This window comes from Curtobacterium sp. L1-20, from assembly GCF_048755855.1.
Classification (GTDB): Bacteria; Actinomycetota; Actinomycetes; order Actinomycetales; family Microbacteriaceae; genus Curtobacterium.
Genome location: NZ_CP151473.1, coordinates 3,201,903 through 3,226,457 on the forward strand (window position 1 = coordinate 3,201,903; position 24,555 = coordinate 3,226,457).

Annotated in this window: 24 protein-coding genes; 12 read left to right on the forward strand and 12 right to left on the reverse strand. The window is 73.2% G+C overall.

Annotation, left to right across the window (positions count from 1 at the left end; all coding sequences use genetic code 11):
* Positions 1-165: 165 nt before the first annotated feature.
* The 6 genes from AAEP86_RS16520 to AAEP86_RS16545 form a co-directional block, all read right to left on the reverse strand.
* On the reverse strand, positions 166-432 hold the full coding sequence (locus tag AAEP86_RS16520) for a hypothetical protein (protein ID WP_420368362.1): 267 nt from the start codon (positions 430-432) through the stop codon (positions 166-168).
* 79 nt (positions 433-511) lie between these two features.
* Positions 512-1,651, reverse strand: coding sequence for a cysteine desulfurase family protein (locus AAEP86_RS16525; protein ID WP_420368363.1), 1,140 nt, complete (start codon positions 1,649-1,651; stop codon positions 512-514).
* A gap of 1 nt (position 1,652) precedes the next feature.
* Positions 1,653-2,624, reverse strand: a complete 972-nt coding sequence (gene nadC, locus AAEP86_RS16530; RefSeq protein WP_420368364.1) for a carboxylating nicotinate-nucleotide diphosphorylase — start codon at positions 2,622-2,624, stop codon at positions 1,653-1,655.
* Complete coding sequence (nadB, locus tag AAEP86_RS16535; protein ID WP_420368365.1) at positions 2,621-4,240, reverse strand: L-aspartate oxidase; 1,620 nt, start codon at positions 4,238-4,240, stop codon at positions 2,621-2,623. Before nadB ends, nadC begins: the two co-directional genes overlap by 4 nt.
* A 41-nt stretch (positions 4,241-4,281) precedes the next feature.
* Positions 4,282-5,553 carry a quinolinate synthase NadA gene (gene nadA / locus AAEP86_RS16540; protein WP_420368366.1) on the reverse strand — a complete coding sequence of 424 codons (1,272 nt, stop codon included), beginning with the start codon at positions 5,551-5,553 and terminating at the stop codon, positions 4,282-4,284.
* Between the two features lie 7 nt (positions 5,554-5,560).
* On the reverse strand, positions 5,561-6,280 hold the full coding sequence (locus AAEP86_RS16545; protein ID WP_420368367.1) for an NUDIX hydrolase: 720 nt from the start codon (positions 6,278-6,280) through the stop codon (positions 5,561-5,563).
* A gap of 104 nt (positions 6,281-6,384) precedes the next feature.
* Between AAEP86_RS16545 and AAEP86_RS16550 the strand changes: the two genes are divergently transcribed.
* The 3 genes from AAEP86_RS16550 (at position 6,385) to AAEP86_RS16560 (ending at position 9,572) form a co-directional block, all read left to right on the forward strand.
* Positions 6,385-6,666 (forward strand): acylphosphatase, encoded by a 282-nt coding sequence (locus AAEP86_RS16550; protein ID WP_420368368.1) that lies wholly within the window; start codon positions 6,385-6,387, stop codon positions 6,664-6,666.
* 129 nt (positions 6,667-6,795) lie between these two features.
* Positions 6,796-8,274: an MDR family MFS transporter gene (locus AAEP86_RS16555; RefSeq protein WP_420368369.1), complete on the forward strand. Its 1,479-nt coding sequence runs from the start codon at positions 6,796-6,798 to the stop codon at positions 8,272-8,274.
* Between the two features lie 50 nt (positions 8,275-8,324).
* Positions 8,325-9,572 carry a D-arabinono-1,4-lactone oxidase gene (locus tag AAEP86_RS16560; protein ID WP_420368370.1) on the forward strand — a complete coding sequence of 416 codons (1,248 nt, stop codon included), beginning with the start codon at positions 8,325-8,327 and terminating at the stop codon, positions 9,570-9,572.
* 129 nt (positions 9,573-9,701) lie between these two features.
* On the opposite strand, the gene AAEP86_RS16565 is transcribed toward AAEP86_RS16560, so the two are convergent.
* Entirely contained in the window at positions 9,702-10,199 is a 498-nt protein-coding gene (locus AAEP86_RS16565; RefSeq protein ID WP_420368371.1) for a 2'-5' RNA ligase family protein, read from the reverse strand.
* Between the two features lie 193 nt (positions 10,200-10,392).
* Between AAEP86_RS16565 and AAEP86_RS16570 the strand changes: the two genes are divergently transcribed.
* The 3 genes from AAEP86_RS16570 to AAEP86_RS16580 are packed head-to-tail and all read left to right on the forward strand — an operon-like array spanning position 10,393 to position 13,054.
* Entirely contained in the window at positions 10,393-11,346 is a 954-nt protein-coding gene (locus AAEP86_RS16570; protein WP_420368372.1) for a MetQ/NlpA family ABC transporter substrate-binding protein, read from the forward strand.
* Entirely contained in the window at positions 11,346-12,386 is a 1,041-nt protein-coding gene (locus AAEP86_RS16575) for a methionine ABC transporter ATP-binding protein (protein ID WP_420368373.1), read from the forward strand. Before AAEP86_RS16570 ends, AAEP86_RS16575 begins: the two co-directional genes overlap by 1 nt.
* Positions 12,383-13,054 carry a methionine ABC transporter permease gene (locus tag AAEP86_RS16580; protein WP_420368374.1) on the forward strand — a complete coding sequence of 224 codons (672 nt, stop codon included), beginning with the start codon at positions 12,383-12,385 and terminating at the stop codon, positions 13,052-13,054. The genes AAEP86_RS16575 and AAEP86_RS16580 overlap by 4 nt, the downstream gene beginning before the upstream one ends.
* A 176-nt stretch (positions 13,055-13,230) precedes the next feature.
* Here the strand turns inward: AAEP86_RS16580 and AAEP86_RS16585 are convergent, their stop codons facing one another.
* Together AAEP86_RS16585 and AAEP86_RS16590 are read right to left on the reverse strand one after the other, a co-directional pair.
* Positions 13,231-14,007 carry an endonuclease/exonuclease/phosphatase family protein gene (locus AAEP86_RS16585; RefSeq protein WP_420368375.1) on the reverse strand — a complete coding sequence of 259 codons (777 nt, stop codon included), beginning with the start codon at positions 14,005-14,007 and terminating at the stop codon, positions 13,231-13,233.
* Positions 14,008-14,191: 184 nt separating this feature from the next.
* Positions 14,192-15,601 (reverse strand): MFS transporter, encoded by a 1,410-nt coding sequence (locus tag AAEP86_RS16590; protein ID WP_420368376.1) that lies wholly within the window; start codon positions 15,599-15,601, stop codon positions 14,192-14,194.
* A gap of 179 nt (positions 15,602-15,780) precedes the next feature.
* On the opposite strand from AAEP86_RS16590, the gene AAEP86_RS16595 reads away from it, so the two are divergent.
* From AAEP86_RS16595 to AAEP86_RS16615, 5 genes are all read left to right on the forward strand, one after another.
* Positions 15,781-16,992: an alanine racemase gene (locus AAEP86_RS16595; RefSeq protein ID WP_420368377.1), complete on the forward strand. Its 1,212-nt coding sequence runs from the start codon at positions 15,781-15,783 to the stop codon at positions 16,990-16,992.
* A complete protein-coding gene (locus AAEP86_RS16600) occupies positions 16,992-17,834 on the forward strand; it encodes an IclR family transcriptional regulator (RefSeq protein ID WP_420368378.1) in 843 nt (280 codons plus the stop codon). The genes AAEP86_RS16595 and AAEP86_RS16600 overlap by 1 nt, the downstream gene beginning before the upstream one ends.
* A complete protein-coding gene (locus AAEP86_RS16605; protein WP_420368379.1) occupies positions 17,831-18,808 on the forward strand; it encodes a sugar kinase in 978 nt (325 codons plus the stop codon). Before AAEP86_RS16600 ends, AAEP86_RS16605 begins: the two co-directional genes overlap by 4 nt.
* A 61-nt stretch (positions 18,809-18,869) precedes the next feature.
* Positions 18,870-19,523 (forward strand): bifunctional 4-hydroxy-2-oxoglutarate aldolase/2-dehydro-3-deoxy-phosphogluconate aldolase, encoded by a 654-nt coding sequence (locus AAEP86_RS16610; protein WP_420368380.1) that lies wholly within the window; start codon positions 18,870-18,872, stop codon positions 19,521-19,523.
* Positions 19,520-21,139 carry an N-acyl-D-amino-acid deacylase family protein gene (locus tag AAEP86_RS16615; RefSeq protein ID WP_420368381.1) on the forward strand — a complete coding sequence of 540 codons (1,620 nt, stop codon included), beginning with the start codon at positions 19,520-19,522 and terminating at the stop codon, positions 21,137-21,139. Before AAEP86_RS16610 ends, AAEP86_RS16615 begins: the two co-directional genes overlap by 4 nt.
* Positions 21,140-21,147: 8 nt before the next feature.
* On the opposite strand, the gene AAEP86_RS16620 is transcribed toward AAEP86_RS16615, so the two are convergent.
* Positions 21,148-21,543, reverse strand: a complete 396-nt coding sequence (locus AAEP86_RS16620; protein WP_420368382.1) for a RidA family protein — start codon at positions 21,541-21,543, stop codon at positions 21,148-21,150.
* Positions 21,544-21,788: 245 nt separating this feature from the next.
* Here AAEP86_RS16620 and AAEP86_RS16625 point away from each other — a divergent pair, with 245 nt between their 5' ends.
* Positions 21,789-23,033, forward strand: coding sequence for a hypothetical protein (locus AAEP86_RS16625; RefSeq protein WP_420368383.1), 1,245 nt, complete (start codon positions 21,789-21,791; stop codon positions 23,031-23,033).
* A 104-nt stretch (positions 23,034-23,137) separates the two neighbouring features.
* On the opposite strand, the gene AAEP86_RS16630 is transcribed toward AAEP86_RS16625, so the two are convergent.
* Positions 23,138-23,629 carry a pyridoxamine 5'-phosphate oxidase family protein gene (locus tag AAEP86_RS16630; protein ID WP_420368384.1) on the reverse strand — a complete coding sequence of 164 codons (492 nt, stop codon included), beginning with the start codon at positions 23,627-23,629 and terminating at the stop codon, positions 23,138-23,140.
* 231 nt (positions 23,630-23,860) lie between these two features.
* Entirely contained in the window at positions 23,861-24,490 is a 630-nt protein-coding gene (locus AAEP86_RS16635; RefSeq protein ID WP_420368385.1) for a hypothetical protein, read from the reverse strand.
* Positions 24,491-24,555 lie beyond the last annotated feature (65 nt).

Genomic DNA, 24,555 nt, shown 5'->3' on the forward strand with positions numbered 1-24,555 from the left:
GCGTCGCGCAGGGGGCGGCGACGCCCGTGCCCACGACGGGTCACGAGTGCTGCGGGGCACGACGGATCAGGGGATGTCGTGCCCCGCGCCGGACGCAGATCAGGGGTCGCGTCCGGTCCTCGCACCGACGGACCCGCAGGGGGTCGGTTCCGTCGGTGCTGGTCCTCAAGGGTGTTCGGTGTCCTCTCGGTACCGGTCCGTCTCGGTCGGTGCGGGCATCGGCCGACGGATCGCCGCGGGTCGGACCATGGGCAGCAGGGCGCTCCCGATGGTCGCCAGCGCCCCGACCACGGCGATGAGCCCGAGCGGGGCGGTGCCGAGGTCGTGCTGTGCGGCGAGGACGAGCGCGACCACGGTCGCGGGTGCCGGGAGGAGCTGGACCACACGGAAGTGGTCCTCCTGCCGGTGCCGGGTCGTGATCGCGTTTGCCATGTGGACACTCTGACGCACTTCGCCGGTCCGCAAAAGGGGGGACACGGCCCCACTCATGGAGTAGAACGTCTAGTACACCCTAGGCGAGCGCACGGACCGTCCCGACGGCGTCTGCGACCGCGCGCACGACGACCGGGACGTCCTCCGTGGTGAGGGTCGCGTCGAAGGTCAACCGGACCGCCGACCGGGCGACGTCGTCGGACAGCCCGAGGGCGGTCAGGACGTGCGAGGCCTCGGTGCTGCCGGCGGCGCACGCGCTCCCCGAGGAGGACACCACGTCGCGCTGCTCCAGCTCGAGCAGCACCGTCTCCCCGGTGACCCCCGGGAAGCAGAACGACGCGTGTCCCGGGAGCCGCGAGCGACGCGACCCGGTGACGAACGCTCCGGGGACCGCGGCGAGCACCCCGTCCAGCACGGCGTCGCGGGTGGCGCCCGCCAGGGCGGCCGACGACTCGCGGTCGACCGCGGTGAGCGCCAGCGCCGTCGCGACCGCCACGGCGCCCGCGACGTCCTCGGTCCCGGAACGCCGGCCGCGCTCCTGTCCCCCGCCGTGCAGCAACGGCTCGATCGGGATCCCGGCACGGACCACGAGGACACCGGTGCCCTTCGGCGCACCCAGCTTGTGCCCGGACAGCGACACGGCGTCGGCGCCGAGGGCGCCCGGCCCGACGGCCAGCCACGGTGCGGACTGCACCGCGTCGGTGTGGAAGCGCGCGCCGACCTCGTGTGCGACCGCGGCCAGCGCCGGGACGTCCTGCACGGTGCCGATCTCGTTGTCGGCGTGCGCGATCGACACCAGGGTCGTGTCCGGGCGCAGTGCCGCACGGAGCGCCGCCGGGTCAACGCGACCGTCCTCCGTCACCGGCAGCACCGTGAGGTCGAAGCCGTGGAAGCGTTCGAGGTAGCGGCAGCTCTCGAGGACCGCCTCGTGCTCGATCGCGCTCGTCACGACGTGCCGGCCGCGGGGCGACGCCAGCGCGGTGCCCTTGACGGCCGTGTTGGCGCCCTCGGTGCCGCCGGTGGTGAAGACGACCTCGGCCGGCCGGCACCCGAGCACCGCGGCGACCGTCGCCCGGGCACCGTCGAGGCCACGCGCGGCGGCGTCACCGAGACCGTGGGTCGAGGACGGGTTGCCGAACGTGCCGGTCAGGTACGGCCACATCGCCTCGAGCACCTCACGGCGCACGGGCGTCGTCGCCGCCCGGTCGAGGTAGAACACGTCAGCCGCCGACGGGGACGGCGGCGCCCGGCGCACCGACCGCGTCGACGGACGAGGGCGCCGCGACCGACACGTCCAGCCCGAGGTCGAGTGCCCGGGCCGAGTGCGTCAGCGCCCCGACCGAGACGACGTCGACCCCCGTCGCGGCGATCGCGGCGACGGTGTCGAGCGAGACCCCACCCGAGGCCTCGACGAGCGCGCGCCCGGCGACGATCCCGACGCCGGCCTCCAGCATCGCGGGCGTGAAGTTGTCGAGCATGATCGTGTCCACCCCGGCGGCGACGACGGGCTCGATCTGGTCGATGCGGTCCACCTCGACCTCGACGTGGACGGTGTGCCCGAGCCGCTGCCGTGCCACGCCGATCGCGTCGCCGATGTCGGTGCCGGCAGCGAGCAGCACCGCCAGGTGGTTGTCCTTCGCGAGCACGGCGTCGGACAGCGAGGTGCGGTGGTTGTGGCCGCCCCCGCACCGGACCGCGTACCGCTCGAGCGCGCGGAGCCCGGGCGTCGTCTTCCGGGTGTCGACGATCCGCGCGCGCGTGCCCTCGACCGCGGCGACGTACGCGGCGGTGGCGGTCGCGATGCCGGACATCCGCTGCGCGAGGTTCAGCGCGACCCGTTCGGCACGGAGGACGGCCCGCGCGCTGCCCGCCACGGTCGCCAGGACGTCGCCCGGCCCGAAGTGGGCGCCGTCCGGGACGTGCAGCACGACCTCGACCGTCGGGTCGACCGCGTGCACGACGGCCGCGAACACGTCGCCGCCGCTCAGCACACCGGCCTCGCGGGCGCCGAGGGTCGCGGTGGCGACGGCGTCGACCGGGATGAGCGTCTCGCTGGTGACGTCACCCCAGGGTGCGTCCTCCTCGAGTGCGGTCTCGATCACCCGGCGGAGCACGTGCGGGGCGATCGTGCCGGGGTCGGTGCGCGCGGTGTTCGGTGCGGCGGCGTCGGTCGGTGCGGCGGCGAGGGTCATGCGGGTACCTCCTGCGGGACGGGTGCGGGCCGGGCGACCCACGCGTAGGACGCCGGCGCTCCGGGGTCGGCGTCGGGGTGGTCGGTGCGGGCGTGGGCGCCGCGGGACTCGGTGCGCGTCTCGGCGGCGAGCGCGACGAGCCGCGCGAGGTCGAGCAGGGCGCGGTCCTCGTGGTCCTGCACCCCCGCGGGGTCCGGCACGGTCAGCCCGGCGAGCGCGCGCCGCGCGCTCGCGAGCCCGCCCGCGTCACGGAGCAGGCCCACCCGGTCGGTCATGACGGACTGGACCGCCCCGCGGACGTCGGCGGCGTCGTCGGCGTGGTCCGCGCCTCCTGGCCGGAGCGGTCTGGAGGCGCGAGTGCCGTCCGCCGCGGTGGGCACGGTGGTGACGTGGAGACCGGCGTCACCGCGGAGGCGCATCCGCCCGGGTCGCGGGGCGTCGATCGCGTCCGCGGCGCGGACCGCGAACACGAGGCCCTCGAGCAGCGAGTTGGACGCGAGGCGGTTCGCGCCGTGCACGCCGGTGCAGGCGACCTCGCCGACGGCCAGGAGCCCGGGCAGGCTGGTCCGGCCCTCGGCGTCGGTGGCGACACCGCCCATCGAGTAGTGGGCGGCGGGGGCGACGGGGACGGCCTCGCGGGTCCAGTCGAAGCCGGCGGTGCGGGTGGCCCGGGTGAGGCCGGGGAACCGTCGGACGAGGAACGTGGGGTCCAGGCCGCTCGCGTCGAGGAGGACGGGCGCACCGCCCTGGTCACGCATCGCGCTCGCGATCCCCCGGGCGACGACGTCCCGCGGTGCGAGCTCGGCGTCGGGGTGGACCGCGGTCATGAACCGTCTGCCGCGCGCGTCACGCAGGACGGCACCCTCGCCGCGCACCGCCTCGGACACCAGGCCACCCCCGGGCACGGCGAGGCGCGTCGGGTGGAACTGCACGAACTCGAGGTCGGCGAGCACCGCGCCGGCGCGCCAGGCCGCAGCGGCGCCGTCGCCCGTCGCGACGAGGGGGTTCGTGGTCTCGCGGTACAGGTGGCCGGCGCCGCCGGACGCCAGGACCACGACGTCGGCGTCGATCCGTCGGGGTTCGCCGAGCAGGTCGAGGACGTCGACGCCGACCACCGCGCCGGCGCGGACGACCAGGTCCGTCAGGCAGGTCCGCTCGAGGATGGTGACGTGGCGTCGGTGCAGTGCGGCAACGAGGGTGCGCTCGATCGCGGCCCCGGTGGCGTCGCCGTCCGCGTGCAGGACCCGCCAGCGCGCATGGGCGGCCTCGCGCCCCCGGGCGAGGTCGTCGCCGTGACGGTCGAGGCTCGTCGGGTCCGTGGTGCGGTCGAACGGGACGCCGAGGGCGATCAGGTCCCGGACGCGCGCAGGGCCGTCGGTGCAGAGGACGTCGACCGCCCGGGCGTCGGCGCTGCCCGCGGCGGCTCCGTGCGTGTCGGCCTGGTGGAGGGCCGCCGAGTCGTCAGCCCCGAGCGCGACCGCGACGCCGCCCTGGGCGTACGCGGTCGCACCGTCGGCGAGCGCACCCTTCGTCACCAGGGTGACGTCGTGGCGCGTGCTGGCGCGGATCGCTGCGGTCAGCCCGGCGATGCCGGAGCCGACGATGACGACGTGCACGGTCCTGTCCTCTGCTCGGTGTCGTCCGGCGTCCGTGCCGGTCAGTCCCGCGGCTTCGCGGCGAGCATCCGCTCGAGCGCGACCTTGGCGTCGGCCTGCACGTCGGCGGGGACGACGATCTCGTTGAGGACCTCGCCGCGGACGAGCGCCTCGAGCACCCAGGCGAGGTAGCCCGGGTGGATCCGGTACATCGTCGAGCACGGGCAGACCACCGGGTCGAGGCAGAAGACGGTGTGCTGCGGGTACTCGGCCGCGAGCCGGTTCACCATGTTGATCTCGGTGCCGATCGCGAACGTGGTCGGTTCGGTGGCGGCGGCCACGGTCTTCCGGATGAGGTCGGTGCTGCCGGCGTGGTCCGCCGCGTCGACGACGGCCATCGGGCACTCGGGGTGCACGATCACCTGCACACCCGGGTGGTCGCGGCGCGCCTGGTCGATCTGGTCGACGGTGAACCGCCGGTGCACGGAGCAGAAGCCGTGCCAGAGGACGACCTTCGCCTCGAGCAGGTCGGCGGCGGTGTTGCCCCCACCGGGCAGACGCGGGTTCCACATCGGCATCAGGTCGGTGCTGATGCCCATGGCCTTCGCGGTGTTCCGGCCGAGGTGCTGGTCCGGGAAGAACAGGACGCGCTGCCCCCGCTCGAACGCCCACTCGAGCACGGTCGCGGCGTTCGACGAGGTGCAGACGATGCCCCCGTTGCGGCCGCAGAACGCCTTGAGGTCGGCGGCGGAGTTCATGTAGGTGACCGGGATCACCGGGACGCGGCCGTCGGCGTCCGGCTCGGTGCCGTACAGGGCGGCGAGTTCGGCCCATGCGGCCTCGACGCTGTCGATGTCGGCCATGTCGGCCATCGAGCACCCGGCGGCCAGGTTGGGCAGGATCACGCGCTGGTCGTCGCGGGCGAGGATGTCCGCGGTCTCCGCCATGAAGTGCACGCCGCAGAACACGATCGCCTCGGCGTCGGGCTTCGTGAGCGCCGCGTTGGCGAGCTGGAAGGAGTCACCGAGGAAGTCGGCGTGCCGGACCACCTCGTCGCGCTGGTAGAAGTGGCCGAGCACCACGACGCGGTCGCCCAGCGTCGCCTTCGCCCGCTCGATGCGCTCGTGGAGTTCGTCGACCGGGGCGTGCTTGTACTCGTCGGGCAGGACGCCCTGGCGCGGCGCGGAGGTCGGGATGACGTCGGACATCGACGACCCGGGACCGTACCCGGGGCGGGCGTCGAAGTCCCAGGTCGGCAGGGCGAGGTCGGGCGTGCAGGTGCTGCCGGCCGCGCGGCCGTTGGAGATCAGTTCGATCGTGGTGGCGATGGACACGGGCTTCCTATCGGTTCCGCTGTGAGGGGGTGCCGGTCTGCAGCGGGCCGTTGTCCGCGTAGGCCAGGTCGGGGTTCGAGCGGTAGAGCCGGGCCGGTCGGTGCCGCCCGCCGCTCGTGGTCTCGTCGGTGGGCAGGACCGCGTCGGTCTTCTCCACCTGCCGACGGAAGTTCGCGGGGTCGAGCGCACGCCCGAGGACCGCTTCGTACACCCCGCGGAGCTCGGCGAGGGTGAAGCGGTCGCCGAGGAACGCCTGCGCGATCCGGGAGTACGACATCTTGTTCCGCAGACGCCAGAGCGCGTAGTCGACGATGCGGTCGTGGTCGAACGCGAGCGGCGGGTGCTCGTCGGCGAGGAACCAGCGGACGTTCCAGTCCTCCGGCACGACGTTTGCCTCGTCCGGGTGCACGAGCGCCCAGTAGACGATGGACACGACCCGGGTCGGGGACCGGTCGACGTCGCCGAAGGCGTAGAGCTGCTCGAGGTAGCGGGGCTGCACGTTCGTGGTCTCCCGCAGCCGGGCAGCCGCGGAGTCCTCGAGCCCCTCGTCCGGCCGCACCCAGCCACCGGGCAGCGCCCACGACCCCTCGTGCGGCTCGGCGACGCGACGCACGAGCGGCATCCACAGCGCCGGGGCCCCGGTGTCGGGGTGCGGGCGCAACGCCACGATCACGGTGGAGACCGCGACGCGGATGGGGGGTTCGTGTGCTTCTGGTGTTTGTGTCATGTTGACTCGAAGTGTTCGGGTTGGGATGACACTATCAGCGTGTTTCACGAGACCGAAACAGGGCCGAAAACTCCTGGTCGGACGGCACGCCTAGATTGAGCGACATGACAACGGTGACGAGGGTGCACGCCGTGGTGTCGGGGACGGTCCAGGGGGTCGGGTTCCGGTACTGGACCGCAAGGAAGGCCGACGGGCTCGATCTCGTCGGGTACGCACGCAACCTGTTCGACGGGACCGTCGAGGTCGAGGCAGAGGGACCGTCCGCCGCCGTGGACGCACTGATGGGGTTCATCCGGACCGGACCGCCGTCCGCGACCGTGACGGACGTGGCGTGCCGGCCGGTGGTGCCGCACGGCGACGGGGACGGGTTCGCGATCCTCCACTGACCCGGGACACCGGACGGCACGTCCGGATGTCTGTCGGAAGCGGAATAATCGGATCCACTCAGGCGGTTGCCCTGTCTGCGCGTCCTGCGCCCCCTCGTTCCAGCAGTCGTGAGCCACCAGGAGCCCCGCATGACACAGGCCGTCGATTCCGCACCCCGCACCGGGAGCGTCTCGCAGCCCTCCCCCGGCGAGACCCGGCTCGTGATCGGGCTGCTGCTCGTGTCCGCGTTCGTCGTGATCCTCAACGAGACGATCATGGGCGTCGCCCTGCCGCGCCTGATGGACGACCTCGGCATCAGCGCCGCGACCGGGCAGTGGCTGACCACCGGGTTCCTGCTCACGATGGCCGTCGTCATCCCGATCACCGGCTTCCTGCTGCAGCGCTTCAACACCCGCCCGGTGTTCGTCTGGGCGATGAGCCTGTTCTCCGCCGGCACCCTGATCGCGCTGCTCGCGCCCGGCTTCACGATGCTGCTCCTCGGACGCATCGTGCAGGCCAGCGGGACCGCGATCATGATGCCGCTCCTCATGACGACCGTGCTGACGCTCATCGAGCCGGCGCACCGCGGCCGCGTGATGGGCAACATCTCGATCGTCATCTCGGTGGCGCCGGCCGTCGGCCCGACGATCTCTGGCCTCATCCTCAACGCCTTCTCGTGGCGCTGGCTGTTCGGCTTCGTGCTGCCCATCGCCCTCGTCGCGCTCGTGCTCGGCATGCTCAAGGTCCGCAACGTCTCGACACCGCGGAAGTCGGCGATCGACGTGCTGTCCGTGGTGCTGTCCGCCTTCGCGTTCGGCGGCATCGTGTACGGCCTGTCGAGCATCGGCGAGGCCGGCGCGACCGGTCCGGCCGTCCCGATCGGCGCGCTCGTCGTCGGCGCCGCAGCCCTCGCGCTCTTCATCGTCCGCCAGACCCGCCTGCAGCGGACCGACCGGGCGCTCCTCGACCTGCGGACCTTCCGGACCCGCGGCTTCACGATTCCGATCGTCGCGATGGGCTTGAGCTTCATGGCCATGTTCGGCACGCTCATCCTGCTGCCGATCTACCTCGAGCGCGTCCTCGGGCTCGAGGTGCTGAACGTCGGCCTGCTGCTCCTGCCGGGTGGGCTGCTGATGGGGCTGCTCTCGCCGATCGTCGGACGCGTCTACGACCGCCGCGGACCCCGCGTGCTCCTGATCCCCGGGTCGATCATCATCAGCGCCGTGCTCTGGGCACTCTCGACCGTCGGCGTGGACACCAGCGTCTGGTTCGTGCTCGGCGCGCACGTCGTGCTGAGCATCGGGCTCGCCCTGACCTTCACGCCCCTCTTCACGGCGGCGCTCGGCGGGCTGCCCCCGAAGCTGTACTCGCACGGCAGCGCCGTGCTCGGGACCGCCCAGCAGCTCGCCGGAGCGGCGGGGACGGCGCTGTTCGTCACGCTGCTCACCATCGGTGCGGCGACCGCCACGGCCGGCTCCGGGGCGGACGGGCTCGCCGAGGCCACCGCGTCCGGGGTGCGCACGGCGTTCCTGGTCGGCGCGGTGATCTCGCTGTTCGGCATCGCGACGTCGTCGCTGGTCCGTCGTCCGGACACCCCCGAGGGCGCACCGACGCCGTCGATGCACTGACACCGTCCGTCGGAGGCGGGATCGGAGCGGCGCGTGGCATCGTGGGCGCCATGCGGTCGACGACGAGCGAACTGAACTGGTCCGGCACGGTCACCTACACGGCCGAACGGGTGCTCCGCCCGGCGTCCCTCGCGGAGGCGGCCGAGATCGTCGCCCGCGAGCCCCGCGTGCACGGCCTCGGCACGCGCCACTCCTTCAACGACTCCGCTGACGCGCCCGGCGTCCTGCTCGACCTGACGGCGGTCCCGACCGACCTCGTCGTGGACCCCGAGCGCAGGACCGCGACGATGGGAGCCGGCACGCGCTACGGGGTCGTCGCGCCGGAGATCGACCGCGCCGGGTTCGCGCTGCACAACGAGGGGTCGCTCCCACACATCTCCCTCGGCGGCGCGATCGCCACCGGCACCCACGGCTCGGGGACCGCCCTCGGGTCGCTCAGCACCGCCGTCCGGTCGTTCGAGCTCCTCGGCCCCGACGGCTCGGTCCGCACGATCGACCGCGACGACGCCGGGTTCGACGGCGCGGTCCTGCACCTCGGCCTGCTCGGCGTGGTGACCCGGGTGACGCTCGACGTCGAACCGACCTTCCGGATGCGCCAGGACACCTACGGCCCGATCCCCTGGGACACCTTCACGGCGCACGTCGCCGAGGTGCACGCGGCCGCGTACTCGGTCTGCTCGTACACGGTGTTCGGCGACACGGTGAGCGAGGTGCTGCTGAAGTCCCGGGTGCCCGACGACGCGGACGACACCGCCGTCCCGGACGACCTCCTCGGTGCACCACGACTGCCCGGGACGCCCGGGGACGGGCACCACACCGCACGCGACGGCTCCGTCGGCCCGTGGTGGGACCGGCTGCCGCACTTCCCGATCGAGTCCGTGCCCAGCGTCGGGTCCGAGGTGCAGAGCGAGCACTTCGTCCCGCTCCGGCACGCGGCCGCGGCCCTCGAGGCGGTCCGGGGCATGGCGGACCGCATCCAGCCGCACCTGCACGTCTGCGAACTCCGGACGATGGCGGCGGACCGGTTCTGGCTCAGCCCGAGCCAGGGCGAGGACGTGCTCTGCATCGCCTTCACGTGGAAGAAGCACCCGGCCGAGGTCGCCGCACTCCTGCCCGACCTCGAGGCACGCCTCGCCCCCTTCGACGGCCGGCCGCACTGGGGGAAGATGAGCTCGCTGGGCGGTGACGCGATCGCGGAGCTGTACCCGCGCCTCCGGGACTTCCGCGACCTCGTCCGGTCGGCCGACCCGGAGCGGACGTTCGCGTCCGCCTTCGGCGAGCGGGTGCTCGGGGCCTGACCCGCGCCTCCCGACCGGCGAGCGCCCGGCGATCGACCGGCGAGCGCCCTGCGATCGACCGGCCGACCGACCGGCGAGCGCCCGGCCGACCGACCGGCGAGACCGCACACCCGGCGGACCGTCTCGGGATCACACGACGGGCGTGACCGTCCTCGTCTTCCCGTCCCAGTGCCGCACGCCGGCGATCCCGAGCTCGTCCGGCACCGGCACCGACGCGAGGACGTCGAGCATCCGGGGCAGGTCGGTGTCCCGCGGTCGTCGCGCGAGGGTGAGGTGCGGGGACCACCGGCCGGGCAGGGCGGTGTCGACGCCGCCGGGAGCCGCGCGGTGGACCGCCTCGTGGAAGGCGAGCAGGGCACGGTCGACGACGACGGAGACGCCGAGCACGTGGCGGCCCGGACCGGCGGCGAAGAGCAGGACGCCGCCCGTCCGGACCGACGCGGGCACGGGGGCGTCGAGCCGGCCGGGGACCGGCAGGTCCTCCCCCGCGGCGAGCGTGACGTGCGGCGCGTTCGTCTCCGAGGTCGACCGGCCCATGCTCGGCAGGTCAGCGACGACGAGCGCGTCCCACACCGCACGGACGGTGGCCTCGGCGTCGGAGGTGAGGACGAGTTCGATGCTGCGCACGGTCCGAGCCTGCCCGGTCCGGCCGGACGCCGTCCCGGTGGCCCGGGGCCGCAACCGCCGTTCCCAGGTGCCCGTCACACCGCCGTAACACGGCGGAACGCAACTCGCACCGTCCCCGACCGCCCGGCACACTCGATGCACGCCGCGGACCACCGCGGTCCCCCACACAGCACGGCCCACGAGGAGCACCAGCATGTCCGCAGCACCCGCCCTGCCCGAGAAGCCGAAGGGCAAGCGCCCGATCGGCTGGATCGTCGCCGCCGCGGTGGTCGTCGTCGCGATCGTCGTCGCCCTGATCGTCGGAGCCGTCCGCTCCGGCGGCGACCAGGGCGCCGGGGCCGCCGCCGACCGACCGGCGAAGACCGTCACCATCGGTGTCGCGGACAAGTCGCTGTCGTACTGGAGCACCTACACGGAGCTCGCGAAGCAGAAGCTCAACGTCACGGTGAAGCTGACGAACTTCTCGGACTACTCGCTGCCGAACCCCGCCCTGAAGGACGGCCAGCTCGACATCAACCAGTTCCAGCACATCCAGTACCTGGCGGACTACAACGTCACCTCCGACGACGACCTGCAGCCGATCGGCTCGACCGCCGTCTACCCGCTGCCCCTCTACGCGACGAAGTACGACGACGTCGCGGCGCTCCCCCGCGACGCGAAGGTCGCGATCCCGGACGACTCCATCAACCAGGCCCGCGCCCTGCTCATCCTGCAGGCCGCGAAGCTCGTCACCCTGAAGGACGGCGGCTCGCCGTTCTCGACCACCACCGACATCGAGTCGTCGAAGGTCGACGTCCAGCCCCTGAACGCCTCGCAGACCGCCAACGCGCTGCAGCAGGGCTCGGTCGCGGCCGCCGTCGTGAACAACAACTACGCCACCGCCGCCGGTCTGCCGATCTCGGACGCGATCTACCAGGACGACCCGTCGAGCGCGAGCGCAGCCCCGTACGTCAACGTCTTCGCGGTCCGCAAGGAGGACAAGGACGACAAGACGTACCTCGAGCTGGCGAAGCTCTTCCAGGACGCGTCCGTGCAGAAGGTCTTCAAGAAGGACCTGCCCGAGGCCGTCAGCCGCGACGAGAGCGCCGCATCGCTGCAGGACGAGCTCGCCGAGGTCGAGAAGGACGCGAAGGCGGCCGGGCAGTAGTGCCGGTCCTCGTCGAACTCCGCGGCGTCTCGAAGCACTACCGCCGCGCCGACACCGGCGAGACCGTGGTGGCCGTCGAGGACGTCTCCCTGGACGTGCACCAGGGAGAGGTCCTCGGCGTCATCGGGTACTCCGGTGCCGGCAAGTCCACCCTGGTCCGCCTCGTCAACGCCCTCGAGCTGCCCTCGGCAGGGTCGGTGACGGTGGCCGGGCAGGAACTGACCGCGATCCCCGAGAAGGACCGCCGCCTCGCGCGACGCCGCATCGGGATGATCTTCCAGCAGTTCAACCTCTTCCGGTCCCGCACGATCGCCGGGAACGTCGCCTACCCGCTCAAGGTCGCCGGCGTGCCCAAGGCCGACCGGGACCGCCGCGTCGCCGAGCTGCTCGACTTCGTCGGGCTGCTCGACCGTGCGTACGCGTACCCGGAGCAGCTCTCCGGCGGGCAGAAGCAACGCGTCGGCATCGCCCGCGCGCTCGCGGCGTCACCCGACCTCCTGCTCGCCGACGAGGCGACCAGCGCCCTCGACCCGGAGACCACCTCGGAGGTGCTCGGCCTGCTGCGTCGCGTCAACCGTGAGCTCGGCGTCACCATCATCGTCATCACGCACGAGATGGACGCCGTCCGGCAGATCGCCGACCGCGTCGCCGTGATGGAGCAGGGTCGCGTCGTCGAGGTCGGCGACGTCTACGACGTGTTCTCCGCACCGGAGACCGACGCCGCCCAGCGGTTCGTCCGGACCGCGCTGCACGACCGCCCCTCCCCCGAGACGCTCGCGCGGCTCCGGGAGCGGCACCCCGGCCGGCTCGTCACCGTGCAGATCACCGACGAGGCCGGGTTGCAGAACCGCATCGACGCCGCGTTCCGCACAGCCGGTGTCACCGCCGAGCTCGTGTACGGCGGGGTCGGCGAGATCCGGGAGCGCCGGATCGGATCGTTGACGTACGAGCTGACCGGGTCGTCCGCGACCGCCGTCGACGACGCCCTCGACGCGCTCCGCGCCGCCGGCGTCACGACCGACGAGGAGGGCGCAGCGTGAACAACTCGTTCCAGAGCGTGATCGACACGTTCGACGTGTTCCTCGCGTCGATCCGCGACACCATCGTGATGTCGTTGGTCTCGCTCGTGATCGCGGGGGTCATCGGACTCGCGCTCGGCCTGGCGCTGTACGCGACCCGTCCCGGCAACCTGCTCGGCAGCCGGACCGCGTACACGGTCCTCAACGTCGTCGTGAACCTGGTCCGCCCGATCCCGTTCGTCATCTTCCTCGCCGCGATCGCCCCGCTGTCGCGCGTGGTGGTGCAGACGACGATCGGCGTCCCCGCGGTGACGTTCGCCATCTCCCTCGCGGCGTCGTTCGCGGTGTCCCGCATCGTCGAGCAGAACCTGCTCGCGGTCGACCCGGGCGTCGTCGAGGCGGCACGGGCGTCGGGGGCACACCCGGTGTCGATCCTGCTGACGGTCCTCATCCCCGAGGGGCTCGGACCGCTCATCCTCGGCTACACGTTCATCTACATCGGCATCGTCGACATGACGGCGCAGGGTGCGCTCATCGGCGGCGGTGGCCTCGGCGAGTACGCGATCACCTACGGGTCGCAGCGCTACGACTGGTGGATCGTGTACGTCTCGGTGGCGGCGATCGTGGTGATCGTGCAGCTCGGCCAGTTCATCGGCAACCGGCTGGCCCGGGCGACGTTGCGGCGCTGACGCGCGCCCCGCGGGCCCGGTCGGGTCCCGAGGTCGCACTTCGGCGCGGATCCGTCTCGTGACGGGCCGCCGGGGTGCGATCTCACCCCCGGGGCGGGACGCGACCGACTGGAGGCGCGGTGCCGGTCCACGGGACCGGCGCCGCGCCTCCAGTGCGTTGCCGGCCGGCCACGGGGTCAGGCGGCCGGGGACTCCACCGTCGTGACGGTGCCCGTCGCACCGTCGTGCTCGTAGTGCGCGCGCACGAGGATCGGCCGGTGGTCCGAGATGCCCGCCGGCAGGGTCTCGACACCGGCGATGTGCAGCCCGACGCTCGTGGCGAAGTCGAAGTGCCCGGTGAACTTCCGGTAGCGCAGGTAGGTCGGCTGGTCGGACAGGGACAGCGCGAAGCCGTGCTGCTCGATCTTCCGACGCAGGTTCGTCTGGAACCACGGGTAGTTGAAGTCGCCGACCATGATCGCCGGCGCTTCCTTCGAGAGTTCGCGCAGGAACTGGTGTGCGGCCTCGATCTGCTTGCGGCGCAGGGAGTTCGTGGCGGTCAGCGGCGATGCGTGGAAGGACGCGACGATGACCTCGGCGTCGGCCTCGGTGTCGCGCAGGTGCATCGCGATGAGGCGCTCGTGCGCGGGTGCGAGGACCCGGTCGTGCAGCGACTTCTGCAGCGAGTGGATGCTGAAGTCCTGCACCTCGAAGCGGTCGTCGCGCTTGTAGATGGCGAGACCGAGGCGGTTCGCCTTGGTCGAGGCCGCCAGGGAGAGCCCGGCGACGGAGGGGGCGAGGTCGTTGCTGTCGCACTCCTGCACGCAGATGACGTCGGCGTCGGAGGCCTCGGCCAGGGCGGCGAGCTCGCCGTTCGCGGTGTGCTCTCGGAGGTTGTAGCTGACGACACGCAAGCCGGTCGGTTCCGCCGCCGTGTCGGCTGCGATCGTGCCCTGCTGCTGTGGCGCGGCCATGCTGCTTCCTGTTCCGGGTGGTTCCGGTCCACCCTGCGGCGGTCACCGTACTCGGCGATCGCGGACGATTGCTGAGACTGTAGCGCGACCCCGGTTTCGTCCGTGTGACCGTGTGGAAAACGGACGACGCGTCGCGCAGCGCAGTGCGGCACGCGCGTGGCGAGGCCCGCACGGGCGGCGTGCGTCAGGCCTGCACGCGCACGCGCCGCGCCGGGCGGACGGTCTCGCCGGCGGTCCGGCTCATCAGGACGCCCTCGACGCAGGCCACGACGAGCAGCACGGCGATGACCCAGAACGCGGCGTCGTAGGGCCCGTTCCCCCCGAGCCCGGCGGCGGACCGGATCACCACGGCGGCGACCGCCACGCCGAAACCCGCCGCGGTCTGCTGCAGCGTCGACGACAGCGTGTTGGCCGGCGTCATGTCCGCCTGCTCCACGTCGGCGAAGGCGATGGTGTTGTACGCCGTGAAGCCGACCGACCGTGCGGCGCCGCTCACCACGAGCAGCGCGGCGAGGAGCCAGAACGGCGTGTCCTCGGTCATGAACACCATCGCGACGACGCTGAGCGCCGCCACGGCGCTCGACACGATGATGACCGGCCGGTACCCGAACCAGCGGAGGAACGGCGTCGTCATCGGCTTGATGCCGAGGTTGCCGACGAAGACCCACAGGACGGCGGACCCGGCGAGCACGGCGCTCCAGCCCCAGGCGTCCTGGAAGAGCAGCGGGAGGACGAACGGCACGGCGGAGACCGCCAGCCGGAAGAGGCTGCCACCCGCGTGCGACACCCGGAACGTCTCGAGGCGGAACGAGTCGAGGCCCATGATCGGGTGCGGCGCCCGCCGGAAGTGCCACACCGCGAGCCAGCAGCACACCGCGCCGAGCACGCCGGACAGGACGACGGCGAGCACCGGCACGGTGTCGAGGGCGAGCAGCGACGCCATCACGACGAGCGACCCGAGCCCGAAGCACGCGAGCAGGGAGCCGAACCAGTCGAACGGCACCCGTTCGGCCGCGCGCTCCTGCGGGACGAGCACGAGCGCCGCGACGAAGGCGACGACCCCCAGCGGGATGTTGACGAGGAAGATCCAGTGCCAGGAGAGCGTGTCGACGAGCACGCCGCCGACGAACGGGGCGATGATCGGGGCCGCCAGCGCCGGCCAGGTGAGGATGGCGATGGCGGTGACGAGCTGGTCGCGGCCGGCGCTCCGGAGCACGACGAGCCGGCCGACGGGGACCATGAGCGCACCGCCCAGGCCCTGGAGGATGCGCCAGACGGTCAGGTCGACGAGCCCCGTCGACAGCGCGCACAGCGCCGAGGCGACCGTGAACAGGGCGATCGCGCCGGCGAAGACCGTCCGCGACCCGATGCGGTCGGTGAGCCAGCCGCTCACCGGGATGAAGACCGCCAGGGTCACGAGGTACGCGGTGATCGCGACCCCGACGGCAGCGGAGTCGACGCCCAGGTCGCGTCCCATCGCCGGCGCCGCCGTGGCGAGGATCGTGCCGTCCAGCAGCTCCATGAAGAAGGTGCCCGCCACGAGCACCGCCACCGCCGTGCTGCCTGGTCGTCGTGTCGTCGTCGTCGTCGCCATGTCAGGTCGAATGCTATGCCCGAGGGGTGCCCGGCCCGTCGAGCCGGTCGGCCCGGACGCGGGTCGCGGATGCCGTACCGCCCGGCCTTGTGCACTGCAGAATGAGGGAGACGACGACGTTGCTCCGCGGCACCCCCGACGGGGAGCGTGGTGACGCACACGACGCACCAGGAGGCTCGATGACGACCACGCCCGTCCCCGGCACCGTCGCGGTGAAGGGCGCCCCGGACCCGGCCGCCCCGCACGCGCGGCACGTCCTCGACCACGCCCACCTCCCCGTGATGACCCTGCGCGAGTCGGCCCTCGCGAACAACACGCGCGTCATGCAGTCCTACGTCGAGCGGCACGGGCTGCTGTTCGCCCCGCACATGAAGACCCACATGGCACCGGCGCTGGCCGACCGCCAGATCGCCGCCGGGGCCTGGGGCGTCACCGTCGCCTCCGTCCAGCAGGCGATGGTCGCGTGGGACCACGGCGTCCACCGCATCCTCGTCGCGAACGAGGTCCTGGACCCCGCCGGGCTGGCCTGGCTCGCGTCCCGCCGGGCGGTCGACCCGGACGCCGACGTCCTCTGCTACGTCGACTCCCCCGCCGGCGTCACCGCCGCACGGGCGGCACAGGACGCCGTCGCGGGCGACCTGCACGTCCTCGTCGAGGTCGGTTTCCCCGGTGGACGGACCGGTGTCAGGACCGCGGCGGCGGCACGCGACCTCGCGCGGACCGCACACGACGCCGGGCTCTCGCTCCGCGGGGTGTCCGGCTACGAGGGAGGCCTGCCCGGCGTCGACGCCGCCCGCGCGTACGTCGAGGGCGTGCTCGCGGTCGCGGCCGCGGTGCGCCTGCTCGTCGACGCCCCACGCGCACTGTTGAGCATGGGCGGGAGCGCCTGGTTCGACGGCGTCGTCGACGCGGTCGCGGCCAGGCCCGCCGACCTCGACGTCGTGCTCCGGTCCGGCGCGTACCTGACACACGACGACGGCTTCTACGCGGCGCGCACGCCCTTCGGTCGGCATCCGGAGGAGGGCTCCCTCGTCCCGGCGATCGAGGTGTGGGGCCGCGTCACGTCCTGTCCCGAGCCCGGGCTCGCGCTCGTCGCCGTCGGCAAGCGCGACATCTCCTTCGACGAGGGACTGCCGGTCGTCCGCGGCCTCCGGCCTGGAGGCACGGCGGACGCCCCGCAGGTCGTCCCGCCACCCGGGGCGGTCACCGTCGTCCGCCTCGACGACCAGCACTGCTACCTCGCGATCGCGGACGGCTCGACCGGGCCGACGCCCGGCGACGTGGTCGTCCTCGGCATCTCGCACCCGTGCACGGTCTTCGACAAGTGGCGGCAGGTCCTCGTCCTCGACGACGCCGACACCGTCGTCGACGCGATCGGGACGTGGTTCTGATGCGGGCGACGACCCCGGTCACGCCGACCGACCCCGAGGCTCCGGCACGCAACGCGGCGCTGTCGCTCCGCCGCGGGTTGCGCCTGCTCGACTGCATCGCCGACCGGACCCGGAACGGCCAGTCCTCGGTGTCCCTCACGACGCTCGCCGACGAACTCGGCACGTCGAAGTCCACCGTGCTGCGGCTCACGGCACCGATGATCGAGAACGACCTGCTCCGCCGGACCACGGACGCGGGCTTCACGCTCGGCCTCGGGGCGCTCCTGCTCGGCCAGAGCTACCTCGAGGGGATCGACCTCCGCTCGGCGGCGGCACCGTTCCTCCGGCGCACGGCGGAGCAGACCGGCCTGACCTGCCACCTCGTCGTGCCGGACGGCACGGACATCGTCTACGTCGACAAGGTCGAGACGCGCGGCACCGTCCGGATGGCCTCGCGCATCGGCAACCGGCTGCCGATGCGGAACACCGCCTCCGGTAAGGCCATCGTGGCATTCGGCGAGCCCGAGCTGCTCGCCCGTGTGCTCGCCGGACCGGCGACGGCGATGACGGAGCACTCGATCGTCGACGACGACCGGTGGCGAGCCGAGGTCGAGCGGACGCACGGCCGCGGGTACGGCATCGACGACCGCGAGAACGAACCCGACATCCGCTGCGTCGCCGCCCCCGTGCTCGACCACGCGAACCAGGTCGTCGGGGCGATGAGCATCTCCGGACTGGCGTCGCGGTTCCCCGCGGCCGCCGTCCGCGAGCTCGGCGACGGGGTCGTCCGGACCGCGCGCGAGATCTCGGTGGCGCTCGGGTCGTCCTCCGCCCAGCTCGCACTGTCGAGGAGCACCCGGTGACCGGCGGGGTCCTGACGTTCGGCGAGACGATGCTGCTGCTCTCGGGTCGCGAGGTCGGGGCGGTCCCCGACCTCGAGCAGATGCGGGTGGACACCGGCGGCGCGGAGAGCAACGTCGCGATCGGACTCGTGCGGGCCGGCGTCCCCGCCACCTGGGTGGGGCGGGTCGGCACCGACCCGGCCGGCGACCGTGTGACGCGTGACGTCCGCGGCGAGGGTGTCGACGTCGTCGCGGTGTCCGACCCGGACCGGTCGACGGGGATCATGATGAAGGAACGGCTGACGGACGGCCGGACGCGTGTGACCTACCACCGCCGCGGGTCCGCCGGATCGGCGCTCCGCGCGGAGGACCTGCCCGCGAGCATCGTCGAGACGGCGACGCTCCTGCACGTCACCGGCATCACCCTGGCACTGTCGGACTCGGCGCGGGACGCCGTCGAGGCCGCCCTGGACCGTGCCGCGGCCGCGGGCGTACCGGTGTCGTTCGACGTCAACCACCGGCCCAAGCTCATCGACGCGGCCACCGCCCGCACGCACTACCGAGCGGCGGCGGCACGGTCCTCGGTGGTGTTCGCCGGCGACGACGAAGCGCGCCTCGTCCTCGGGCTCGCCGACGACGAGGGCGACGACGAGACGCTCGCGCACGACCTCGCCGCCCTCGGGACCGGACGCGCCGTCGTCAAGCTCGGGTCGCGTGGGGCCGTCGCGTCGATCGACGGTCGGTTCCTCCGGCGCTCGGCGACCCCGGTGCGCGTCGTCGACCCGGTCGGTGCCGGGGACGCCTTCGTCGCCGGCTGGCTCGCCTCGAGCCTGTCCGGTGCGAGCGCCGACGAGGCGCTCGAGCGCGCGGCCCACGCCGGCGCCCTGGCGTGCACGGTCGAGAGTGACTGGCGACGCCCCGACCCCGCCGCGCTGCACGACCCGCACCTCCCGTCAGACGTCGACCACGCCGTCCACGACCGTGTCGACCGCTGACCCGACGGCGTCCGACTCCGGCACCCGCGCCACACGTCCGCCCAGCACGAGGAACGAGCACATGACGAACGCCCCCGAAACCGGACCCGACACCGTCCGACACCGCCACGCGGCCGGCCCCGCGATCGCGATCCTCCGCGGCGGCACCGGCGAGCACGTCGAGGACGTCATCGCCACCCTGGTCGACGCCGGGGTCCGGGCGATCGAGGTCACGACGAACACCCCGCGGTGGCGCGAGGGGATCGCCTGGGCCGTCGAACGCTACGGCAGCGGCGCGACCCTCGGCGTCGGCACCGTCCTCGAGCCGCGGCAGCTCGACGAGGCGGCAGCGGCCGGTGCCGTGTTCGCCGTCAGCCCGCACCTCGACCCCGCCATCGGCGAGCGAGCCCACGAGCGCGGCCTCGGCTGGTACCCCGGTGCCGCGACCCCGACCGAGATCGTCCGCGCCTGGCAACTCGGCGCCCGCGCGGTGAAGGTGTTCCCGGCCGCGCAGCTCGGCGGGCCGGCGTTCCTCAGGCAGGTCCTCGCGCCACTCGACTTCGTGGACGTCATCCCGACGGGCGGCATCGGCGTGGAGGACGCCTCGGACTACCTGGCCGCGGGCGCGGTCGCGGTCGGACTCGGCTCGCCGCTGGTGGGGGACGCCCTCACGACCGGCGACCTCAGGGCACTCCGCGCCCGCGCCGAGCGCCTCGTCGCGGGGTTGCCCCGGTGACCGCACGCCACGACCTCGCTCCCCCGGTCCTGCTGCGCGGCGGCCACGTCATCGGCGCGGACGGGCCCGTCCGCGCCGACGTGCTCGTCGCCGCCGGCTCGATCGTCGCCGTGGGCACCGACCTCGCGGTCCCGGCCGAGGCCACGACGCTGGACTGCGGCGAGCGCTTCGTGCTCCCGGGCCTCGTCGACGCGCACTCGCACGCCGGGTCGCTCGTGTTCGACGAGTCCGTGCAGCGGGCGCTCCTCCGCCAGGGCGTGACGACGATCGTCACGGGGCAGGACGGCGTCGGACCGGCTCCCGGCGACGGGTCCTACGCGGCGCGGTACTTCGGGGCGATCGACGGACCGCACCCGACCTACCGCGGTGACGGCATCGCCGGGCTGCTGGCGACGTACGACCGGTCGACACCGGTGAACGTCGCCACCCTCGTCCCCGCCGGCACGGTCCGGCACGCGGTGATGGGCGACGATCCGAGCGCCGCGGGTCCCGCCCAGCTCGAGGCGATGCGAGCCCTCGTCCGGCAGGGCCTGCTCGACGGGGCCGTCGGACTGGCGACCGGGCTCGACTACGTACCCGGCCTGTTCGCCGACGCCGATGAGATCGCTGCGCTGGCGGCCGAGTCCGCCGCCGTCGGTGGCACCTACGTCACGCACATGCGCGGCGGCTACGAGGCGAACGCCGCGGTCGGCATCGACGAGGTCGTCCGGATCGTCCGGGCCGTCGGCGGACACGCCCACGTCTCGCACCTGCACGCGCCCGTCGACCTCGCCCTGGCGGAGCTCGCCAGGGCCGAGGCGGACGGGGCGCCGCTGTCCTTCGACGCCTACCCGTACTCGCGCGGCTGCACGATCCTGTCGATGCTGCTGCTCCCCGCGGCCCTCGCCCGGCCGGGTACCGACGACCTCGCCGTCGCGCTCGGCTCCGACGAGGGCCGTGCCGCGGTGCGGGCCGCGGTCCTGGAACGGGTGCTCGGTCGCGCCGACCTCGGTTCCGGTTGGGCAGAGCAGATCACGTTGTCCCACGTGCCGGCTCCCGCGTTCCACGCGCTGCAGGGGCGCACCCTCGAGCAGGCCGCGGCGGTCACCGGCACGGACCCGGTCGACCTCGCGCTCGACGTCCTGGTGGCGTCCGGGTCGCAGGTCACGGTCGTCATGCGGGTCCCACACCCGCGGACGCCCGACGAGCTGGCCGCGCTCTTCCGGTCCGGCGGCCACACCGGCGGTTCCGACGGCATCTTCGTGGGGACGCACCCGCACCCGCGGGCGTACGGCACCTTCGCTCGGTACCTGGGCGACTACGCACGGGCCGGTCTGCTGACCTGGTGGGAGGCCCAGCAGCACCTGTCGGCGCTCCCCGCGGAGTTGTTCCGGCTCGGGCAGCGCGGGACGGTCGGCCCGGGGTGGACCGCCGACCTCGTGGTCGTCGACCCCGCCGGGGTCCGTTCGCGTTCCACGTACGACGAGCCGCGGCGCCTGGCCGAGGGCATCGACGACGTGCTCGTGGCGGGCGTCCCCGTCCTCAGCGACGGAGCCCTGACACACGCGACCCCCGGAGTGGGCCTCCGCCGCACGGCTCCGAGCCGTCCGGGCGGCGCGCACGCCGGGGGTCGATGAGGCTTCGCTCAGTGTCCGTCAGCGGTGGGGAGCACCGCGACGACGTCGATCTCGACGAGGATGTCCGCCAGGTGCGACTGGACCGTCGTGCGCACCGGGTACGGCTGCGAGAAGTGCTTGGCGTACTCCTCGTTGAACGCCGGGAAGTCCCGGTCGGAGTGCTCGAGGTGCACGGTCGACTTCACGACGTCGTCGAGGGTCGCGCCGTGTTCGGCCAGGACCGCGGCGACGTTCGCGAGCACCTGCGCGGTCTGTCCCGCGACGTCGTCGGCGATCGCACCGGTGGCCGGGTCCTGCGGGCCGAAGCCGGCGGTGTACAGGAAGCCGTTCGCGACGATGCCCTGGCTGTAGGGGCCGGCGGGCTGGGGGGCGGCGTCGGTCACGACGGCGGTCTTGTTCGGCACGGATGCTCCTCGGTGTCGGTGTCGGTGTCGGTGTCGGTGTTCGTCCGGACGGGACCTCCAGGCTAGGCGCGCCCCGCGCCCCGGACCGGACCGTCCGGCGGAGCCGTTCCGTCCTGCACAACGCAGGATGCCCCTCCCGGCCCGCAGCGAGGGGACCACGCCGACGCCGTGAGGAACCCACAAGGCACCTGCGGCTACGCTCGCAGCGTGCCCCCTGCCCTGCCCGAGCGCCGCGGACCACTGCGGTGAGCCGACTCGACGGGACCCTCACGGAGTCCATCGCGAGCGGACGGCGCCGGCTCCTCGACCTGGCGACGAGCCTGCCCGCGTGGGCCGCGGTCCTACTCGTCTGGTTCGGCGGACGGATCGTCTCGACGTTCTGGTTGGCGCTGGCGTTCCCGCTGATCGGGCGCGCGCTGCCGGAGAACGCGATCTGGGGCAACGGGCACGGGTTCCTCAACTTCCTGACCGCGTGGGACGGGCAGTACTACGAGCAGATCTCGGTGCACGGCTACCCGACGACGCTGCCGCTCGACGCCACCGGGAACGTCGCGCAGAACGCCTGGGCCTTCCTGCCCGCCTTCCCGTTCACGATCCGGATGCTCACGGCGTCCACGGGCGTGCCGTTCGACGTCGGCGCGCCGCTGATCGCCCTGGTCGCCGGACTGGTCGCTGCCTACCTGTTGCACCGGCTCGTCCGCGACCGGGCAGGATCCGCGGCGGCGATGTGGGCGGTCTTCTTCTTCACCTGCGGGCCGCTGTCGTTCCTGCTGCAGGTCGGGTACGCCGAGAGCATGTTCCTCGCGCTGACCTTCGGCGCGCTGCTCGCACTCGAACGCCGGCGGTACGGGCTGCTGACGCTGCTCGGCGTCGCCGCCGCGTTCACCCGGCCGGGCGCCCTGGCCATCCCGCTCGTGCTGGGGATCGTCGCCCTGGTGCGGTACGTCCGGGCACGCCGCACGGAGGGGGTGCGCTCGCTCGACGTCTTCCCGGTGGCCGAGCGGGTGCGGGTCGTCGCCGCGGGCGTCGTCATGGTCGCCGCCGGGGTGGCGTGGCCGGTCATCGCCTCCCACGTGACGGGCGTGCCGAACGCCTACCTCGAGACCGAGATGTCGTGGTGGGTGAACTTCATCGGCCGGGTCGACTTCACCCCGATGACACCGTGGTTCCTCATCGCGTCGCGGTGGCTCGGCGTCGGCGGGGTCCTCATCGTGGTGTTCCTGCTCGTGTCGTACCCGGTGTGGCTGCTCCGGCGGTCGACGCGGAAGCTGGGCTTCACGACCGTCGTGTTCTCGGCGTCGTACGCGCTGTACATCTTCGCGGTGTCGCTGCCGATGGCCTCGACCCCGCGGCTCCTCATGCCGCTCGCCCCGTTGTTCGGCTCCCCCGAGCTCGTGGCGAAGCCGTGGATGCGGTGGACACTCGTGGTCTGCGCCGTCCTCGGGCAGCCCGTGCTCGTCGCGGTGCTGTGGCTGCTCGGCCCACCCTGAGCACGGTCACCACGCCGGTCCGCCGCGAGCGCCGCACGCCGTGAGCAGCAGCGGTCGGGTCGCGTGGTGCGACCCGACCGCTGCTGCCCGCGGAGCCGTACGGCTCAGAGTTCGACGGTGCCGTGGTCGCCGGTGTCGGGCTGGCTCTGCTTGCCGATCGCGGCCTTGAGCGTCTGCACGAGGCTGCCGACCGGACCGGCGTCCTGCGTCCAGTACTCGACCGAGACCCCCTCGACCGTGAGGAGGCGGATCGACGGGTCCTCTCGCCCCTCCGGGAACCACGCCTCGGCGAACGGCGACCACAGCTCGTCGATCACCGAGTCGTCCTTCGTCACCGTCGCGGTGCCCGCGATGGACAGGTAGCCGCCCTGCGACTCGATCGCGACGTTCACGTGCGGGTTGCGCGCGATGTCCTCGACCTTCTCGCTGCCGTCCTGCACCAGGAAGCGGAGTGTGCCGTGGAAGGCCTTGTCCTGCACGGCGAGGGGACGGGCGTGCAGTTGCCCGTCCTCGCTCACGGTCGTCAGCAGTGCCGTGTGGGCGCCGTGGACGATGTCCGAGATGGCTGCGCGCTCGTCTGTCCGTGTGTCGGTCATGGTGCTCCTTTGCGTCATGCGCCCCGCTCCGCGACGTGCGACCGTCGGTCCACGGGGCCGTACCGTTCCGACCAGTGTGCCCCTCCCGGCTCGGGAACGTCAGCCCCGCCGTGTCGCTTTCGGGTCGGTGGTCGCCGGTCTGGAGGCGCGGCGCACCTCCGCCGCGCCGCGTCCGCCCGGCCCGTCCCGGCCCTTACGTCCCGCCCGACACCGCGGGCACCGCGGACGTGGTCAGGCGGGCTCGCGGATGGTCGTCTCCACGTCGACGACCTGCGGGATGCGCGGCATCGAGGCGAAGCCGAACGCCACGGGCGGGTCGAGCGGCGCCAGGGATCCCAGCGGCTCCCCGGCCCAGGTGCCCCGGACCCCGGTGACGTCGTGCGCGCCGGTGACGCCGTAGTACTCCCGGCGGCCGTTGCCCGCGGAGCCGGCGGTCCCCGAACCCGGGGCGACCACCCGCGCGATCGGGTCGATCACGGCGAGCCAGCGGGGGTCGCGGGCGACGGGCTTCGGCACGATGCGGAGCACACGGCCGAGCGGCGAGATCCCTCCGACGTCGATCGTGGCCTGCAGCGCGCCGGCCGAGAGCTCCAGGCCGCTGGCGGTCCGGCGGGCGACGACGTCCACGACGGACACCGAGTCGAACCGGTACGTCCCGGAGACGTACGCTGCGACGATCTCGTCGGGAGCGAGCAGCACGCTGGTGCCGTCGGGGAGCTCGACGAAGACGTCGGTGAACGAGCCGAACGGCGAACGCTCCCACATGCCGACCACGAGCCGGACGCCCGACGTCGTGCCGACGCCCGTGATCCGACCGCGGAAACGACGTTCGAGAGCGGGGGTGCGGGGACGCGGCGACATGCCCTGGACCGTACCCGGCGCCCCCGAGAGCCGTCGTCGGGTGGCGAGGCGCGCCTCCAGACCGA

Excerpts from the sequence above, each read along its gene's own strand:
- AAEP86_RS16545 (WP_420368367.1), bottom strand. The coding sequence starts at position 6,280 with ATGACACAAACACCAGAAGCACACGAACCCCCCATCCGCGTCGCGGTC.
- AAEP86_RS16585 (WP_420368375.1), bottom strand. The coding sequence starts at position 14,007 with ATGGCCGCGCCACAGCAGCAGGGCACGATCGCAGCCGACACGGCGGCG.
- AAEP86_RS16600 (WP_420368378.1), top strand. The coding sequence starts at position 16,992 with ATGCGGGCGACGACCCCGGTCACGCCGACCGACCCCGAGGCTCCGGCA.
- AAEP86_RS16610 (WP_420368380.1), top strand. The coding sequence starts at position 18,870 with ATGACGAACGCCCCCGAAACCGGACCCGACACCGTCCGACACCGCCAC.
- AAEP86_RS16560 (WP_420368370.1), top strand. The coding sequence starts at position 8,325 with ATGCGGTCGACGACGAGCGAACTGAACTGGTCCGGCACGGTCACCTAC.
- AAEP86_RS16630 (WP_420368384.1), bottom strand. The coding sequence starts at position 23,629 with ATGACCGACACACGGACAGACGAGCGCGCAGCCATCTCGGACATCGTC.
- nadC (WP_420368364.1), bottom strand. The coding sequence starts at position 2,624 with ATGACCCTCGCCGCCGCACCGACCGACGCCGCCGCACCGAACACCGCG.
- AAEP86_RS16595 (WP_420368377.1), top strand. The coding sequence starts at position 15,781 with ATGACGACCACGCCCGTCCCCGGCACCGTCGCGGTGAAGGGCGCCCCG.
- AAEP86_RS16550 (WP_420368368.1), top strand. The coding sequence starts at position 6,385 with ATGACAACGGTGACGAGGGTGCACGCCGTGGTGTCGGGGACGGTCCAG.
- AAEP86_RS16590 (WP_420368376.1), bottom strand. The coding sequence starts at position 15,601 with ATGGCGACGACGACGACGACACGACGACCAGGCAGCACGGCGGTGGCG.
- AAEP86_RS16520 (WP_420368362.1), bottom strand. The coding sequence starts at position 432 with ATGGCAAACGCGATCACGACCCGGCACCGGCAGGAGGACCACTTCCGT.
- AAEP86_RS16555 (WP_420368369.1), top strand. The coding sequence starts at position 6,796 with ATGACACAGGCCGTCGATTCCGCACCCCGCACCGGGAGCGTCTCGCAG.
- AAEP86_RS16635 (WP_420368385.1), bottom strand. The coding sequence starts at position 24,490 with ATGTCGCCGCGTCCCCGCACCCCCGCTCTCGAACGTCGTTTCCGCGGT.
- AAEP86_RS16570 (WP_420368372.1), top strand. The coding sequence starts at position 10,393 with ATGTCCGCAGCACCCGCCCTGCCCGAGAAGCCGAAGGGCAAGCGCCCG.